This window comes from Rhizobium sp. 01N447_2, assembly GCF_056399245.1.
On record NZ_JBFTQY010000002.1, the window covers coordinates 217,748 to 233,731 of the forward strand.

Annotated in this window: 16 protein-coding genes; 10 read left to right on the forward strand and 6 right to left on the reverse strand. The window is 61.4% G+C overall.

What is annotated here, in order from left to right; translation table 11 throughout:
• Nucleotides 1–249: 249 nt before the first annotated feature.
• Both AC1ECN_RS02455 and AC1ECN_RS02460 read left to right on the forward strand, forming a co-directional pair.
• The gene (locus AC1ECN_RS02455) at nt 250–648 is read left to right on the forward strand and encodes a DUF2147 domain-containing protein (protein ID WP_226306916.1); all 399 of its coding nucleotides are present in this window, start codon (nt 250–252) and stop codon (nt 646–648) included.
• 26 nt (nt 649–674) lie between these two features.
• Entirely contained in the window at nt 675–1,769 is a 1,095-nt protein-coding gene (locus AC1ECN_RS02460) for an alkene reductase (RefSeq protein WP_018496514.1), read from the forward strand.
• Between the two features lie 26 nt (nt 1,770–1,795).
• On the opposite strand, the gene AC1ECN_RS02465 is transcribed toward AC1ECN_RS02460, so the two are convergent.
• Nucleotides 1,796–2,377, reverse strand: a complete 582-nt coding sequence (locus AC1ECN_RS02465) for a TetR/AcrR family transcriptional regulator (protein ID WP_477952081.1) — start codon at nt 2,375–2,377, stop codon at nt 1,796–1,798.
• A gap of 185 nt (nt 2,378–2,562) precedes the next feature.
• Here AC1ECN_RS02465 and AC1ECN_RS02470 point away from each other — a divergent pair, with 185 nt between their 5' ends.
• Complete coding sequence (locus AC1ECN_RS02470) at nt 2,563–3,465, forward strand: alpha/beta fold hydrolase (protein WP_075225655.1); 903 nt, start codon at nt 2,563–2,565, stop codon at nt 3,463–3,465.
• 78 nt (nt 3,466–3,543) lie between these two features.
• Here the strand turns inward: AC1ECN_RS02470 and AC1ECN_RS02475 are convergent, their stop codons facing one another.
• From AC1ECN_RS02475 to AC1ECN_RS02490, 4 genes are all read right to left on the reverse strand, one after another.
• Nucleotides 3,544–5,091 (reverse strand): putative bifunctional diguanylate cyclase/phosphodiesterase, encoded by a 1,548-nt coding sequence (locus tag AC1ECN_RS02475; protein ID WP_130660812.1) that lies wholly within the window; start codon nt 5,089–5,091, stop codon nt 3,544–3,546.
• Nucleotides 5,092–5,558: 467 nt separating this feature from the next.
• Nucleotides 5,559–6,233 carry a hypothetical protein gene (locus AC1ECN_RS02480; protein WP_130671856.1) on the reverse strand — a complete coding sequence of 225 codons (675 nt, stop codon included), beginning with the start codon at nt 6,231–6,233 and terminating at the stop codon, nt 5,559–5,561.
• Between the two features lie 356 nt (nt 6,234–6,589).
• Nucleotides 6,590–7,066 carry an RbsD/FucU family protein gene (locus AC1ECN_RS02485; protein WP_024323883.1) on the reverse strand — a complete coding sequence of 159 codons (477 nt, stop codon included), beginning with the start codon at nt 7,064–7,066 and terminating at the stop codon, nt 6,590–6,592.
• Nucleotides 7,050–8,297, reverse strand: coding sequence for an ROK family transcriptional regulator (locus tag AC1ECN_RS02490; RefSeq protein WP_130671857.1), 1,248 nt, complete (start codon nt 8,295–8,297; stop codon nt 7,050–7,052). Before AC1ECN_RS02490 ends, AC1ECN_RS02485 begins: the two co-directional genes overlap by 17 nt.
• A gap of 228 nt (nt 8,298–8,525) precedes the next feature.
• On the opposite strand from AC1ECN_RS02490, the gene AC1ECN_RS02495 reads away from it, so the two are divergent.
• The 7 genes from AC1ECN_RS02495 to AC1ECN_RS02525 all read left to right on the forward strand — a co-directional run bounded on the left by AC1ECN_RS02495 (nt 8,526) and on the right by AC1ECN_RS02525 (nt 15,427).
• Complete coding sequence (locus AC1ECN_RS02495) at nt 8,526–9,545, forward strand: sugar ABC transporter substrate-binding protein (RefSeq protein WP_075225659.1); 1,020 nt, start codon at nt 8,526–8,528, stop codon at nt 9,543–9,545.
• A 155-nt stretch (nt 9,546–9,700) separates the two neighbouring features.
• Entirely contained in the window at nt 9,701–10,765 is a 1,065-nt protein-coding gene (locus tag AC1ECN_RS02500; protein ID WP_012755861.1) for an ABC transporter permease, read from the forward strand.
• Nucleotides 10,766–10,767: 2 nt separating this feature from the next.
• Nucleotides 10,768–11,550: an ATP-binding cassette domain-containing protein gene (locus AC1ECN_RS02505; RefSeq protein WP_477952086.1), complete on the forward strand. Its 783-nt coding sequence runs from the start codon at nt 10,768–10,770 to the stop codon at nt 11,548–11,550.
• Nucleotides 11,547–12,179 carry a nucleoside triphosphate hydrolase gene (locus AC1ECN_RS02510; RefSeq protein WP_003556147.1) on the forward strand — a complete coding sequence of 211 codons (633 nt, stop codon included), beginning with the start codon at nt 11,547–11,549 and terminating at the stop codon, nt 12,177–12,179. The genes AC1ECN_RS02505 and AC1ECN_RS02510 overlap by 4 nt, the downstream gene beginning before the upstream one ends.
• 123 nt (nt 12,180–12,302) lie before the next feature.
• Complete coding sequence (gene pyrC / locus AC1ECN_RS02515) at nt 12,303–13,349, forward strand: dihydroorotase (RefSeq protein ID WP_018496501.1); 1,047 nt, start codon at nt 12,303–12,305, stop codon at nt 13,347–13,349.
• Nucleotides 13,350–13,522: 173 nt separating this feature from the next.
• A complete protein-coding gene (locus AC1ECN_RS02520; protein WP_130671858.1) occupies nt 13,523–14,701 on the forward strand; it encodes a GGDEF domain-containing protein in 1,179 nt (392 codons plus the stop codon).
• A gap of 189 nt (nt 14,702–14,890) precedes the next feature.
• Complete coding sequence (locus tag AC1ECN_RS02525) at nt 14,891–15,427, forward strand: glyoxalase superfamily protein (protein ID WP_130656282.1); 537 nt, start codon at nt 14,891–14,893, stop codon at nt 15,425–15,427.
• A gap of 71 nt (nt 15,428–15,498) precedes the next feature.
• Here AC1ECN_RS02525 and AC1ECN_RS02530 read toward each other — a convergent pair.
• A partial coding sequence (locus AC1ECN_RS02530) for a transposase (protein ID WP_477952089.1) occupies nt 15,499–15,984 on the reverse strand: 486 nt, incomplete at its 5' end.

A 15,984-nucleotide genomic window follows, 5' to 3' on the forward strand; every position in this document is an offset into this window, starting at 1 on the left:
ATGCGTAAAAACAAAGACCTAAAGCGCAACAAGCGAATCTGACAGATCGCGATGCGCTTTAGAACCCGCAGAGATCTCAGCGACTCTTCATGACCTCTGCGACGCTGGCGGCATCGAAACCCTTCGCCCGGAACAGCCGTCTTTACGCCTATCCGCCGACACACGCGTTCAACGCAATTCAAGGAGCTGACAGCATTGCATATATTGAGACGGTCCACCGTTTTCGCACTCGCCGCCGTTGCGGCGCTCATGTCATCGGCGGCATGGGCTGACAACACCTCGCCCGTTGGCTTGTGGCGGAATGTCGATGACGTCAGCGGCAAACCGAGGGCCTTGGTCCGGATTACGGAATCGAATGGTGCCTTGCAGGGCAGGATCGAAAAAGTCTTTCTCGCCGCGAACGAAAGCCCGACCTGCGCGAAATGCGAAGGCGCACTCAAGGACGCGCCGGTCGTGGGCTTGGTCATCCTGAGCGGCCTGAAGAAGGACGGCGACGACTATACCGGTGGCCAGATTCTCGATCCGGACAATGGCAAAGTCTACAGCAGCAAAATCCACCTGACCGATGAAGGCAAGAAACTGACCGTGCGCGGCTTCATTGGCGTGTCATTGCTCGGGCGCTCACAGGTCTGGGAACGTCAGGAATAATTTCTAACCCTTGGTGAAAGTAAAACATGACCAGCAACACACTCTTTGAGCCTTCCGTCCTCGGCTCTCTCACACTCTCCAACCGGATCGTCATGGCGCCATTGACGCGCAACAGAGCGGGCGCCGGGTTTGTGCCGGGCGATCTCATTGCCGAATATTATGCGCAACGGGCCTCGGCAGGCCTGATCATCTCGGAGGCGACCCAGATTTCGCAGCAGGGTCAAGGCTACCAGGACACGCCCGGCATCTACACAGAGGCGCAGGTCGACGGCTGGCGTAAGGTGACCGACGCGGTGCATGCCAAGGGCGGCCGCATCTTCCTGCAACTCTGGCATGTCGGTCGGGTATCGCATGTCGACCTGCAGCCGGATGGGCAGCACCCGGTGGCGCCTTCCGCCATCAGGGCCGAAACCAAGACGTTTGTGAACAACGCATTCGTGGATGTGTCAGCACCTCGGGCGCTCGAACCGGGCGAGATCCCCGGCATTATCGCGGATTTCCGTCGCGCCGCCGCCAATGCGATTGCCGCCGGTTTCGATGGTGTCGAAGTTCATGGCGCCAACGGCTACCTGCTCGACCAGTTCGCCAGGGATGGAGCGAACACCCGCACCGACGCCTATGGCGGGTCGATCGAAAACCGCGCCCGGCTGACGCTGGAGGTGACGGCCGCGGTCATCGAGGAAGTTGGAGCGGAGCGAACCGGCGTTCGGATTTCGCCGGTGTCGCCGGCCAATGGGATCTCCGCAACCGACCCGCAGGCGCAGTTCAACTACATCGTCGAGCAGCTCGACGAGATGGGCATTGCCTACCTCCATGTCGTCGAAGGCGCGACGGGCGGGCCGCGCGATGTTGCACCCTTCGACTATGAGGCGCTTCGCCGCAGGTTCAAGAACACTTACATCGCCAACAACGGCTACGATCTGGAACTCGCAACGACCAGGCTGGAGCAGGGACTGGCGGATTTGTTTGCCTTCGGCAGGCCGTTCATCGCCAACCCGGATTTTGTCGAACGCCTGAAGGCCGGTGCACCGCTGGCCAATCTCGATATGGCGACGCTCTATGGCGGAGGTGCTGCGGGCTACACCGACTATCCCGCCATGGCCGCGCCGGTCGACGCCTGATTGCATAGGGCCGCGCATGCGCGGCCCTATTGCTTGCGCGCGTGATTTTCGATGGCGTCACGGCAGTTGACCCGGCAGGCATCCAGGATTTCATCCGCCAGGGAGGAATTGTCCGGGCAGGCTCTTGAAAGGACGATGGCGCCCACGGCCTGAGCAAGGAGGCTGATCGTCAGCGCACGCGATCCGGCGCCAGAGGCGTGATCTCGCGCCATGTCGCCCTCGAATGTGCTCAGGAGGTTCTCGATTCCTGCAGCAAAAGCCGATCTCGTCTCATCCGGCTGCCGTRCTGCTTCGCAACTCAGCGCCGCAGCGGAGCATCCCTGGCCGCGAGCATCCCGGTGCTCCCGCGAGATATAGGCTTCGATGGCGGCAAGCGCATCATATCCTGCGTAGCGTTCCGCGGTCTCGCCGAAACCCCTGGCGGTCGCCGCTGCGATCAGCTCCTCCTTGGATCGGAAGTGGTTGTAGAAGCCGCCATGAGTGAGCCCGGCACGCTCCATCAGTTCCGCCACCGCCACGCCATCGAACCCGCGCTCGCGAAACAGTTCGGAAGCGATGGTAATAATCCGCTCGTAGTTTTCCTGCTTTTTTTCCTTGGTGATCCGCACTTCGCAGCCCTTTCGACGGCCATGCCCAAACTATGATGTCGTGCGTCATTATAGCTTGACTTATTGATGACGTATATCATTAATAATGTCAACCAATGTAAGGATTACATCAAGGTAAGACGCCACCTCACGGCATCCAACCCGCTGTAGAGACGTCACAATCGTCGCGAAACGGGGAGGGAAGTATGTTTGAGGGTTTTGAAAGCGGCCGGATTGCCGTCGACGGCGTGGAGATCGCTTATGTCGCTGCGGGTGCGGGGGAGCCGCTGCTGATGCTGCATGGCTTTCCGCAGACCAAGGCACTCTGGGCACGGATCGCACCAGAGCTGGTCGCGCTTGGCTATCGGGTGATCTGTGCAGATTTGCGCGGCTATGGCGCCTCCGACAAACCACCGGCTCGCGCTGATCTGACCAATTACAGCTTCCGCGCCATGGCAGCCGATCAGCTCGGTTTGATGAAAACGCTTGGACATGAGCGGTTTCACCTCGTGGGTCACGACCGCGGTGCCCGGGTGGCGCACAGGCTGGCTCTCGACCATCCTGCGGCTGTGGCCAGCGTCACTCTGATGGACATCGTGCCGACGGCGGTGATGCTGGGCGACCTGCGCCGCGAGGTCGCTCAAAGCTACTGGCACTGGTTCTTCCTCGCTCAACCCGCGCCCTTTCCGGAGCGAATGATCGAAGCCAATCCCGATCTCTTTTACGAAACCTGCCTGCTTGGATGGGGCGCGGCGGGCCTGCGGGATTTCGACGTCGAACAGCTCGCGGCCTACCGGGCTTCATGGCATGATGCCAAGGCGATTGCCGGCGGCTGCAACGATTACCGTGCGGCGCTGGCCGTCGATCTCGCCCACGATCTGGCGGAGCAAGGGAGACGTATATCGGCGCCTGCGCTGATCCTCTACGGCGCCTCCGGCGCGATGGCCAAACACTATGATCTCCCAGCCACCTGGGCGGATCGCTGCACGACCATCGACGCTCGCGCTGTACCAGGCGGGCATTTTTTCCCAGACTCCGCGCCGGTCGAAGTTACAGAACAAGTGGCTGCGTTTCTTGGGCGTCATCCCTTTACTCCTGTGTCGGAGTAAAGTCCGGACGATTGCACCGGCACGCCGTCACCCTAAGCCCGTGTCGGCTCTGAATCAGAACCGACACGCCGCGGCCCATCAACGGCGTTGCAAAACTCTGGCGCTGATGTGATCTGTGGCAAGCTCCGCGGCCGGCGCTGGCCTACCAAGCAGATATCCTTGGCCGATGTCGCAACCCAGATCCTGAAGCCGCTGAAGTTGACTCTCTTGTTCGATACCCTCGGCGGTTATCGTCACGCCAAGTCCGACGCCCAGAGCGATGATGGCCTTGATCACCTTGTCCTGCTTGTCATTGGTTTCGAATGAAGAGACGAAACTCCTGTCGATCTTGATCTTGTCGAACCGGTAGTTGGAGAGTTGTGAGAGGCTGGAATAGCCTGTTCCAAAATCGTCGAGAGCAATCCTGACCCCAGCGTTCACCAGATCGTCGAGGACGATTCGTGCAGTGACGGCGTCTTGGATGATGGCGCTCTCCGTCACCTCAAGCTCGACCCTGTGCGCCGGCAGACCGACATCACCCAATATCTTGAGAATTCGCAGCCCCAGCAACCGATCGCTCAGCTGGATCGGCGAAAGGTTGAATGACAGGACGAGCTCACTTGGCCAGGAAAGCGCATCGGTGCAGGCGTGGCGAAGCAATTGGTCCGTCAATTCGACGATCAGCCCGGCTTCCTCTGCCACAGGAATGAATTCGTTCGGCGGGATGAATTCGCCGGAGGCGATCTTCCAGCGTGCCAGCGCCTCAAAGCCGATAATCTTGTTCGTCTTCAGGTCCACGAGCGGTTGATAGTAGGGAACGATCTCAGCCTTCCTGATGGCGGCTCTTAGATCGGCTTCCACCCGAATCCGTTTCGCCAACTCATCCTGCATCGAAGGGACGAAGGGCTTCACCAGATTGCGCGCCTGCTTTTTGGCGACATACATCGCACAGTCCGAATGTCGGATGACCTGGCTTAGGTCATCGCCGTTCTCCGGATAAAGTGCGAAGCCGACACTGGCGCCGAGGTCGACGGCGACGTTATTGAATGTGAAGGGTTTGCCGATCACGCTCACAATGCGGTTCCCCAACGCGGCAAGATCGGGATTTCCAGTGCGCCGCGCCAGAACGACAAACTCGTCTCCGCCAAGACGAAAAACGTGCTCACGCGGAAAGAGGGAAGAGAGCCGCTGAGCGACAGACTTCAGCACCGCGTCACCGTGATCGTGCCCCAGGAGGTCGTTGACCTTCTTGAAGCCGTCGAGATCGATGCTGAACACGGCATAGCTTTCCCGTGCCCTTTGATCGCTCATCGCCTGCGCGCAGATGGAATCCAGAAATCTGCGGTTCGGCAGTTCGGTCAGCGTGTCGTGACAGGCAATCCAGTCTACGTTCTTTTCGGCCTGCAGCCTGCGATGAACCTCCCTCGAAAGATCGCTGATCCTCAGCGCGGAATAAATCAGCCCGAGAAACCCGGAGATATTCAGGGCAAGGAGCGCGTGGTCGAGCGGATAGTCATGATGCTTCTCGATGAACGCATCCAGCCCCTCATGCCAGTCGAAGGACCACGATAGGCAGAAGAGAAGCAGGAAGACCGCGAGCCAGACAACGATCTCCACCTGGGGTCTGGTCGGTTGGATGCGAGGCATTTGAACAGGCTCCTGTTGTGTGACGAGCCGTCATGGCCAGTTTGGAGAACCGCATCGTCCCCGACATGTTTTCAATCATCAGCCGACATGGCTGATGCTCGCATCACCGAATGCCGGGTCGGGCATTGCAGTCGTTGATCAAACTGCGCAGCACCGACAAGTCCGTAAGATCGTTACCTTCGAAGGTTAATGGCGGGTTGCATTGACGAAGGTGCGGGCGTTTCGCTGCGTGAATTGGATATGTTTCCCGTAAATCGGATGGGGCCTCGATTCCATGGTGTCTGCCGGTCGCCGCTATCTGCCATTCTTCGAACGGCTGAAGAACCCGCCGGAGGATCAGTAGTCCTTGAAAAGGAATGGGCGTGACGGGTTTACAGCGCGCCCGCGTCTTTTCAGCATCTGCGCGCCGTCAGCGACCGCGGATCGGCTCGGCAATCTCGTCAGGGTAGGGCGCATCCCAGGGCGGATCAATCTGCCAGCATGGTATCCCCCAGGCTGTAGCAGTGGCTCGCCTGATAGGCGTTCCGACCTCGGTTCATGTGCGTCACATTGAAAGTCCGAATGGCGCGCAAGATGCGGCGCTCTGCGAGGAATTTGCGGATCGAGGCGGAGCCCCGCACAGTGATGCCGAAAATGTCCTCGCCGCGCGGAAAAAAATAACCGACGTCTTCGGGCGTCGTGACGCAGTCCTCGAGAAAAGGCCCGTCCACATCGCCCTGCGCGGGTGAATGGTCCGTGGTGAAATGCGAAAGATGCACCAGGAATCGTGCACGCAGGCTCTCGCCGTCGGCATAGAGCGTGAAAAGCTCCATCCAGCTCGCATTGACGCGGATGAGCGGCTTGTCGGAAGTCGAGGGCAGACATGAAACCGACCAGTAGTGACGCTCGGTCTTGCGCGGGATGGGGATGCAGGTTTGCCCGTATACCCTGAGAATTTCGAGAACGTCTTGCGCCTGCGGGCGACGAAGCAGCTTCTCGAACCGGGCGACGTACTTGAACCGCTGTTCCAGGGACTCCGAGCGCTCTTCGGCGTCGATCAAGTCCGCCGTGCCTTCTACCCAATCGCGCTGCTGCTCAGGATCCAGAAACTTGCGCAGACCAGTGGTGCTGCGGCGAGGAACCGTGCTCATGTCTGGTGCCATGTGAGACCCGTCTCCTCATCGCTTCACCGGCCTGATCCCGCACGTGTCCATAGAGCCGCGCGACGTCCGCTCCTGGTGGTGAGGCACCGTTCGCAGCATTTGGCTTGCCGAGCGGTTTGCCGGCGCGGCGGACCAACGCAACCGCCGCACCATAACATCCATCGAACGAATGGCGAAAGACCGACCTTCATTTGGCCCGAAAGCCAAAGCTTACCGACGACCAAACCGCTGCGCACTTTTGCCGGAATTGTTCTAGAGCATGTCGCGCAAAAGTGTGCCGCGGTTTTGCGACAACGACATGCGTAAAAACAAAGACCGAAAGCGCGAGGAGTGAATCTGAAAGATCGCGACGCGCTTTAGTAGACGAACGGATCGACTCCGGCCGCGGCATGGGTGCCCGGCTCTTTCGGATAGATCACGCCCTTGCGCAGGATGATGTTGGCATAGAGCCTGGGCTCGCCGGTCTGGATCACCGCATGGGCGGTCTTCACCCTTCCGTAGAAATCCTGGCCGATCAGCGGCACCACCTGCCGGTGCGGCTCGTGGCGGGCGCAGCAGTCGATCATCTCCTCATGCACGGGGTCGAGCTTGTCGCGCTCCGCCTTGACGGTCGATCGGAAGATCGCCTCCGCCACGAAATCGTCGATCGGCAGCACGCTGAGCACGGCGTTGAGGACCGGGATAATGTGGTGCCCGTCGAGCCGGATCAGCCGGCGGGCATGTTCGACGCCCGGATAATTCCCGTCGACGATGGCGATCTCGTCGCCGTGGCCCATGGCGCGAAGCGTAAAAAGCAGCTCCGGGCTCAACAGCGGATCAAGTCCTTTCAGCATGGTCTACCTCCTTGAAAAGTACGTTCTGGTCGGTGAGGTAACGCGCGAAGATCGGCAGGCTGGCGCCGCCGATGGCGCGCGCCTGGGCGCCGACCGCGCCCTCGATGATTTCAGGCATGACGACGCCCTGCAGGTCGAGTTTGGCAGCTTCGTCGATGGTGGCCTGCACCACGCGGCTGCGCACCCAATCGGGAAAGCCGCCATCGATGACGGCCGCACTGAAATCGACGATCGAGGCGGCGGCGACGATCGCCTGCGCCAGCGCCTTGGCACTATCCTGGATCCAGGCTTCCATCGGCTCGCCGAAATCCACCCAGTCGTCGGCGGAATACCAGAGCGGCTCGGGATCGATGCCGCGCTCGCGCAGCATGTTTTCGAGCACGAAGATCGAGGCGATTTCGAGCAACTGCTTCGTCTCGCCGTTCTTGCCCCGCACCGGAAGCGGCCCGATCGCGCCTGCCGTGCCGGTGCGGCCGGAAAAGATCGCCGAATTGAGCACGATGCCGCCGCCGATGAAGGAGCCGATGAAGAAATAGACGAAATCCGGGTAGGACGGCCCGACGCCGAAGACGAGTTCGGCGCCGCAGGCGCTGGTCGCATCGTTCTGCAGGAAGACCGGATGGGAGACGCGGGAGGCGATGTCGGCCTGCAGGTCGACGTCGCGCCAGACCTCCATGGCGCCCGGCGGCGCACCGACCTCTTCGGCCCAGTTCCAGAGCTCGAAGGGGGCGGCGATGCCGAGGCCGGCGATGCGGCTGCGTTGCTTGTCGTCGAGCCGGTCTTCCAGCTCGCGGATACCCGAGGTGACGAAGGCGAGGATTTCATCCGGCAGCGGATAGGCATAGGTTCGGTGCAGCTGCATGCGGATGCGGCCGACGAAATCCATCAGCACCAGATCGGCGCTGCGCCGGCCCATCTTCAGGCCGAAGGAATAGACGGCATCAGGATTGATATGCATCGGGATCGACGGCTGGCCGACGCGGCCACGCACCGGTTCCCCGCGCGACAGCAGCCCTTCCTTCTCCAGCACCCGCATGATCACGGAGACGGTCTGCGCCGACAGCCCGCTGCGGCGCGCGATATCGGCCTTCGACAGCGCGCCGTAGAGACGCACCAGCGACAGCACGAGCCGTTCGTTATAGGCTCGCACCCTGACCTGGTTCGCACCTCCGGCCGGATTCAGAATTGGTGGCGGGACCGGCGTGTGTTCCGGTCCATCCAAGGTCGACATGGCCGCTCCTCCCGATCGTTGGCCTATGCCCGAATTCGATGGAGCATGCCACATCGAATTAATAATTCAATTGGATTTATTTATTGACAAGCCGATTTCTTTTCGCTCTTAATTGCCGTCGTCAAGGGCACGGGACCGCTGGGAGGCATTAGCGATCCACGGCGAAGTGTCATATCTTAAGCTTCCGGCCCCGCAGGAGCGGCGCCGGCAAACTCTGGGAGGAGTTCCATGAAGAAATCTGTTCTCGCTTTCGGCGCGCTGGCGCTTGGTGTCACCTTTTCCGCTCCTGTGATGGCGGCTGACGTTGCTGCCTGCCTGATCACCAAGACCGACACCAACCCCTTCTTCGTCAAGATGAAGGAAGGTGCGACGGCCAAGGCCAAGGAACTCGGCGTCTCGCTGAAGTCCTATGCCGGCAAGGTCGACGGTGACAGCGAAAGCCAGGTCGCAGCGATCGAAAGCTGCATTGCCGACGGCGCAAAGGGCATCCTGCTTGCTGCTTCCGACACCAAGGGCATCGTGTCTTCGGTCAAGAAGGCGCGTGATGCCGGCCTGCTGGTCATCGCGCTCGACACGCCGCTCGAGCCGGCCGATGCCGCCGACGCCACCTTCGCCACCGACAACCTGCTCGCCGGCAAGCTGATCGGCCAGTGGGCCAAGGAAACGATGGGCGACAAGGCCAAGGACGCCAAGGTCGGCTTCCTCGACCTGACCCCGTCGCAGCCGACGGTCGACGTTCTGCGCGACCAGGGCTTCATGATGGGCTTCGGCATCGATCCGAAGGACCCGAACAAGATCGGCGACGAGGACGATGCTCGTATCGTCGGTCATGACGTGACCAACGGCAATGAAGAAGGCGGCCGCAAGGCCATGGAAAACCTTCTGCAGAAGGATCCGAGCATCAACGTTATCCACACGATCAATGAGCCGGCCGCAGTCGGCGCCTATCAGGCGCTGAAGGCCGTCGGCATGGAAAAGAACGTGCTGATCGTCTCGGTCGACGGCGGTTGCCCGGGTGTGAAGTCGGTCAAGGAAGGCGTCATCGGCGCCACCTCGCAGCAATATCCGCTGATGATGGCAGCCCTTGGCGTCGAAGCGATCAAGAAGTTCGCCGAAAATGGTGAAAAGCCGAAGCCGACCGAAGGCAAGTCCTTCTTCGACACCGGCGTCTCGCTCGTCACCGACAAGCCGGTTTCCGGCGTCAAGTCGATCGACACCAAGGAAGGCACGGACAAGTGCTGGGGCTGAGCCCTGATTGTTGAAAGCAGGGCGGCCGGGGCTTGATCCCCGGCCGTTTTCGACGGACGATGTGCCGTCGCCTCACGAACCGGCTAATCAAAGACCGGATGGATATCGGTGACGGCCCCCGCGCGAGTTCGGCGCGCGGATGCGGAGGAGGAACCATGACCGGAACACAGGAATTCGAACGTGTCCTCGACGGCAGCGACAAGAGCGTTGCCTCCTTCGAGCACGAGAAAGTCTCGCTGATCAAGCGCGCGCAGCATTTTCTGCACTCGACGCCGGCCGCCGTGCCGCTGATCGTGTTGGTGCTGGCGATCGTCATCTTCGGGATCACCATCGGCGGACGGTTCTTCTCGTCCTATACGCTGACGCTGATCCTGCAGCAGATCGCCATCGTCGGTATTCTCGGCGCCGCCCAGACGCTGGTCATCCTGACCGCCGGCATCGATCTTTCGATCGGCGTCATCATGGTGATCTCGGCGGTGATCATGGGCAATGTCGCCATCACCTACGGCATACCGACGCCGATCGCGGTCGCAGCCGGCATGCTTGTCGGCGGCCTTTGCGGATTGCTGAACGGCTTCCTCGTTGCCTACATGAAGCTGCCGCCCTTCATCGTCACGCTCGGCACCTGGAACATCGTCATGGCGACGAATTTCATCTATTCCGCCAATGAGACGATCCGCGACACCGACGTCGACGAGAAGGCGCCGCTGCTTCATCTTTTCGCCGTGAGCTTCAAGCTCGGCAGCGCCGTGCTGACCCTCGGCGTCATCGCCATGGTGCTGCTCGTCCTGGTGCTCTGGTATGTCCTCAATCACACCGCCTGGGGCCGGCATGTCTATGCGGTCGGCGACGATCCGGAGGCAGCCAAGCTCTCGGGCATTCAGACCAAGAAGGTGCTGCTGACCGTTTACGCCATCTCTGGTGTCATTGCCGGCTTGGCCGCCTGGGTCTCGATCGGCCGCAACGGCTCGATCTCGCCGTCCTCGGCCGTCACCGATTTTAACCTCCAGGCAATCACCGCGACTGTGATCGGCGGCATCTCGCTGTTCGGCGGCCGCGGCTCCATTCTCGGCACGCTCTTCGGTGCCATGATCGTCGGCGTCGTCTCGATGGGCCTCAACATGCTCGGCGCCGACCCGCAATGGAAAGTCCTTTTGACAGGCGTGCTAATCATCGCCGCCGTCGCCATCGATCAGTGGATCAGAAAGGTTTCGGTGTAATCATGGCTCGCGAACCCCTTCTCACCGCCCGCGGTCTCGTCAAGCGTTATGGCCGCGTGACCGCGCTCGACAATGCCGATTTCGACCTCTATCCGGGTGAAATCCTCGCCGTCATCGGCGATAACGGCGCCGGCAAATCCTCGCTCATCAAGGCGATATCGGGCGCCGTTACCCCAGACGAGGGGGTGATTACCCTCGAAGGCCGGCAGGTGCAGTTCCGCTCGCCGATGGAGGCGCGCGACGCCGGCATCGAGACCRTCTATCAGAATCTCGCCTTGTCGCCGGCGCTCTCCATCGCCGACAACATGTTCCTCGGCCGCGAGATCCGCAAAAAGGGCCCGCTAGGCTCGCTGTTCCGCATGCTCGACCGGCCGGCCATGGAAAAGCTGGCGCGCAACAAGCTTTCCGAACTTGGCCTAATGACCATCCAGAACATCAACCAGGCAGTGGAGACGCTGTCGGGCGGCCAGCGCCAGGGTGTCGCCGTCGCCCGAGCCGCCGCCTTCGGCTCGAAGGTTATCATCATGGACGAACCGACGGCCGCTCTCGGCGTCAAGGAAAGCCGCAAGGTGCTGGAGCTGATCCTCGATGTGCGCGCCCGCGGCCTGCCGATCGTGCTGATCTCCCACAACATGCCGCATGTCTTCGAGGTGGCCGACCGGATCCATATCCACCGCCTCGGCCGGCGGCTGACGGTGATCGATCCGAAGGAATACACCATGTCCGACGCCGTCGCCTTCATGACCGGCGCCAAGGCGGTGCCGACGGAGCCCGTCGCCGCATGAATGCACGCATCGATGAAATCGCCGGCGCAGTTCTTGACCGCGCCGGCCATTCCAAGCGTTTCCTGGTCGCCATTGCCGGACCGCCGGGTGCCGGCAAATCGACCATGGCCGACAATCTGGCGGAAGCGCTGAAAGCCAAGGGCGAAAGTGCCGAAGTCCTGCCGATGGATGGCTTCCACATGGACAACGCCATCCTGATCGAACGCGGCCTGCTGGCGCGCAAGGGGATCCCCGAGACTTTCGATGTCCGCGGTTTCCTCGATATCATCCGCGCCGTCCGGCTGGCCGATCAGGAAGTTCTGGTGCCGGTCTTCGACCGTTCCCGCGAACTCGCCATTGCGTCGGCCCGGCCCGTTTCCCCCGATCATCGCTTCATCATCGTCGAGGGCAATTATCTGCTGTTTTCGCTGGGCAAATGGGCCGAACTCGAAGGCGTCTTCGATTTTTCGATCATGCTGGCGCCGCCGATCGAGGTGCTCGAGGAGCGGCTCTGGGCGCGCTGGCGCGGTTACAACCTGACCGAAGAGGCCGCCAACGCCAAAGTCTACGGCAACGACCTGCCGAACGGCCGGCTGATCCTCGAAAACCGCCGCCCGGCCGATGTGACGCTGGAGATCGCGCTGGCGTGATGCCCCGGTTCCGGGATAACGACACGCATGAAAAAAGAGCTAAAGCGGGTCGCATGATTCAATTTCAATGCGGCGCGCTTTAGTGTTATCGAGACGGCAGACGCATCGCTTCGGAGGCCTGCCATGCAATCGATCACCATCCGCCGTCCTGATGACTGGCACCTGCATCTGCGCGATGGCGCCATGCTGGAGGGCGTGATCGCCGATACGAGCCGCACCTTCGCCCGCGCCATCATCATGCCCAATCTCGTGCCGCCGGTTGTCACGTCAGCTGACGCCAAGGCCTATCGCGAACGCATCCTCAAGGCCTTGCCGGACGGTCATCGCTTCCAGCCGCTGATGACGCTTTATCTGACCGAACATACCAGCCCCGATGACGTCGAGGAGGGGAAGAACAGCGGCCTCATCACCGCCGTCAAGCTTTATCCCGCCGGCGCCACGACCAATTCGCATGGCGGCGTCCGCGACATGGAAAAGGCGATGCCGGTGCTGGAGCGCATGGCAAAGATCGGCCTGCCGCTCTGCGTCCATGGCGAGGTGACGACGCCGGAGGTCGATATCTTCGATCGCGAGGCCGTCTTCATCGAGACCGTGCTCGATCCGTTGCGGCAGCGCCTGCCGGAGCTGAAGGTGACGATGGAGCATGTGACGACATCCGATGGCGTCGATTACATCAAGGCGGCCAAGGGCAATCTCGCCGGCTCGATCACCACCCACCATCTGATCATCAACCGCAACGCCATCCTCGTCGGCGGCATCCGCCCGCATTATTACTGCCTGCCCGTCGCCAAGCGCGAAAACCACCGGCTGGCCCTGCGTGCGGCGGCCGTCAGCGGCGACCCGCGCTTCTTCCTCGGCACGGATTCCGCCCCGCATGTCGATCCGCTGAAGGAATGCGCTTGCGGCTGCGCAGGCATCTATACCTCGGTCAATACGATGAGCTGCCTTGCCCATGTCTTCGAACAGGAGCGCGCTCTGGAGCGGCTCGAAGCCTTCGTGTCGCTGAACGGGCCGGCCTGGTACGGGCTGCAGCCGAACGAGGAGCGCATCACCCTGTCGAGGCAGGCCGAGCCGGTCGTCTTTCCCGCGAGGATTGAAACCGGCGCCGGTCCGGTAACGGTGTTCGATCCGATGTTTCCCCTGCATTGGCAGGTGATGCAGCAGGCGTAAGCTCTCAGATTTCAATTTTAAATAGAAAATTCATCTTAAAATTCGGCGCGACGTTAAACGCGTAACATTTGTATTGTGCAGTGCATCATTTGTTAACGGATGCATAAGACATTCCTCCTCGCAGACCGATAAGCTGCCATTCGAAGCGACAATAGCTGCGGAGACTGAAAAGCATGATGCTTGACTATAACTCCCTCTTGTTGGCGCTCGGCGTCTCCGCGGCCTGCCTTGCGGTGACGCTGATGGGCAGCTGGCTTGTCCGCCGCTCGGAAACCGTGCTGTTGACCGCCACCGTCGGCCTTGTCCTCGTCGTCAGCGGCATTTTCGTCTATAGCGCCTATGTCAATACGCCGGAGAAATGGCTCGGCGTCGCCAATTTCGTGCTGTTTCATGCCGGTTTTGCCACCATCTGGGGGGCAGGCAAACAATTCCTCACCGGCCGGGTGTCTCTCCTCGCCATCGCGATCCGCGCGCTTGCGGCGATGGTCTTTTCCGTCGTGCCGATGCTGTCGGGCTATGACGGCCTGGCCTTCATCGCCGACAATCTCGCCATCGCCCTTTTGCTCCTTGCCACCGCCCGGCAATACTGGCTCGCCCGCGCCGAAGCACCGGCGCCGCTCCTCGGCATCGCAGTGCTTTATACGCTGACGGCGATCTCCTTCGTTCTGTGCGCCGCCGTGCTGATATCAGACGGCAAGCTGGTGCTCGGCAAAGCCCCCAGCAACTGGGCCGAAGATCTGAGCCTTGCCGTCTGCATTGCCGGCATGACCGGGATCGGCGCGCTGTCGCTGGCGCTGCATCAATGGCGGCTTGCCGCCCGCCATCGTCTCGATGCGATCACCGATCCGCTGACCGGCCTGCTCAACCGCCGCGCCCTCTTCGACCAATACGGCACGCGCCCGATGGGAACGACCACCGCCGTCATCGTCTTCGATATCGACCATTTCAAATCCGTCAACGATCGCTTCGGCCATGCCGTCGGCGACCGCGTGCTCAATGTCTTTGCCGGCGAACTTTCGGCCCATTGCCGCACCGGCGACACCGCTGCCCGGCTCGGCGGCGAGGAATTCGTACTGGTGCTGAAGGAGATCATGCCCGGCCGGGCCGAACTCACGGCCGAGCGCATCCGCCGGGCGTTCGAGGCGCGCGAGATCGATATTGATGACGAAGTGCTGACATGCACGGTCAGCGTCGGCGTCGCCCCCGGCCGTTCGAAGAGCTTGGATTTCGACGCCATGCTGAGTGCCGCCGACAAGGCGCTCTACGTCGCCAAGCGCGCCGGCCGCAACCGGGTCGAACTTGCCAGCTACCTCAAGGCGGTTCCCGTCGAGGCAACGCGCACCGCGTCTTGATTCCTGATAAACGCTCTCATAACATCGCCCTCGGCCGGATGCGGCCAGCCGCCCCGCGACGCTTCTGCGTTATGGTGAATGCATCCAGACACATCCTTCACATCCCTTGCCGTTTGGCGATCGATGGCGAACGGGTCAGCAGACGCGGGCACTGATCTTCCTGTTTGCCGCCAACGGAAGGATGACATCATGCGCGATTTTCGCGATGCCAAGCTCATGGCAAAGACATTGCGGCAGGCCCTTGCCGACCGCGACATTTCGCTGACCCACAGCGAGACGCTCGAAATCGTCGCCCGGCAGTTCGGGCTCGATCAATGGAATATCCTCTCGGCAAAGATCGATGCGGCAGGGGCGAGCCCCTCTGCGATCGGCATCGAGCCGCCGATGCCGATCTTCCGCATCTTCTCGGTCGAAAAGGCCATGGAGTTCTATTGCGGCTTTCTCGGCTTCCATCTCGATTGGGAGCACCGCTTCGGTGAAAACTTCCCGCTCTATTGCCAGGTCTCGCGCGACGGCATGGCGCTGCACCTCAGCGAACATTCCGGCGACGCGAGCCCCGGCGCCAAGGCCTTCGTCCGCGTCGCCAATATCAGGGCCTATCACGCCGAACTCTCAGCCAAGGACTACCGCTACATGAAGCCCGGCGTCGAGGAAGCACCTTGGGGGCTGGAGATGACCGTCACCGACCCCTTCAGCAACCGCATCGCCTTTTGCGAGCAGAAGTAGACTTATGGGATAACTAAGGTCACGGCTTGGCTCCCTCTTCTCCCCAGTGGGGAGAGCGACTGTCTTTGCTGTCAAGCGTTTTGCCATGGTCGTCCGTCCCTGATGATGGCGTTGAGGATGGTGAGCAGCTTGCGCATGGTTGCGACGGTGGCGACGATCTTGGGCTTGCCGGCGGCGACCAGACGGTCGCGGAAGGCCTTGAGGTCGGGGTTGTATCGGCTGGCGACGAGGGCGGCCATGAATAGGACGGCGCGTACCTTGCTGCGGCCGCCACCGATGAAGCTCTTGCCCTTCCATTTTCCCGACTGCCGCGTCCAGGGGGCAAGACCAGCCAGCGACGCGATCTGGCGTCGGTCGAGGCTGCCGAGCTCGGGCAGTTCGGCCAGCAGCGTGCGCGCTGTTGTCGGCCCGACACCCGGCACCGAGGTCAACAGCGCCTCGCGCACCCGCCAGACCGGCGACTTGCGGATATGGCTGTCGAGATCGGCATCGAGGCTTTCGAGCTCGCGCCGCAAGGCTGTCAGCAGGCGCTTGATGCTTTTCTGCGCCTGCTTTGC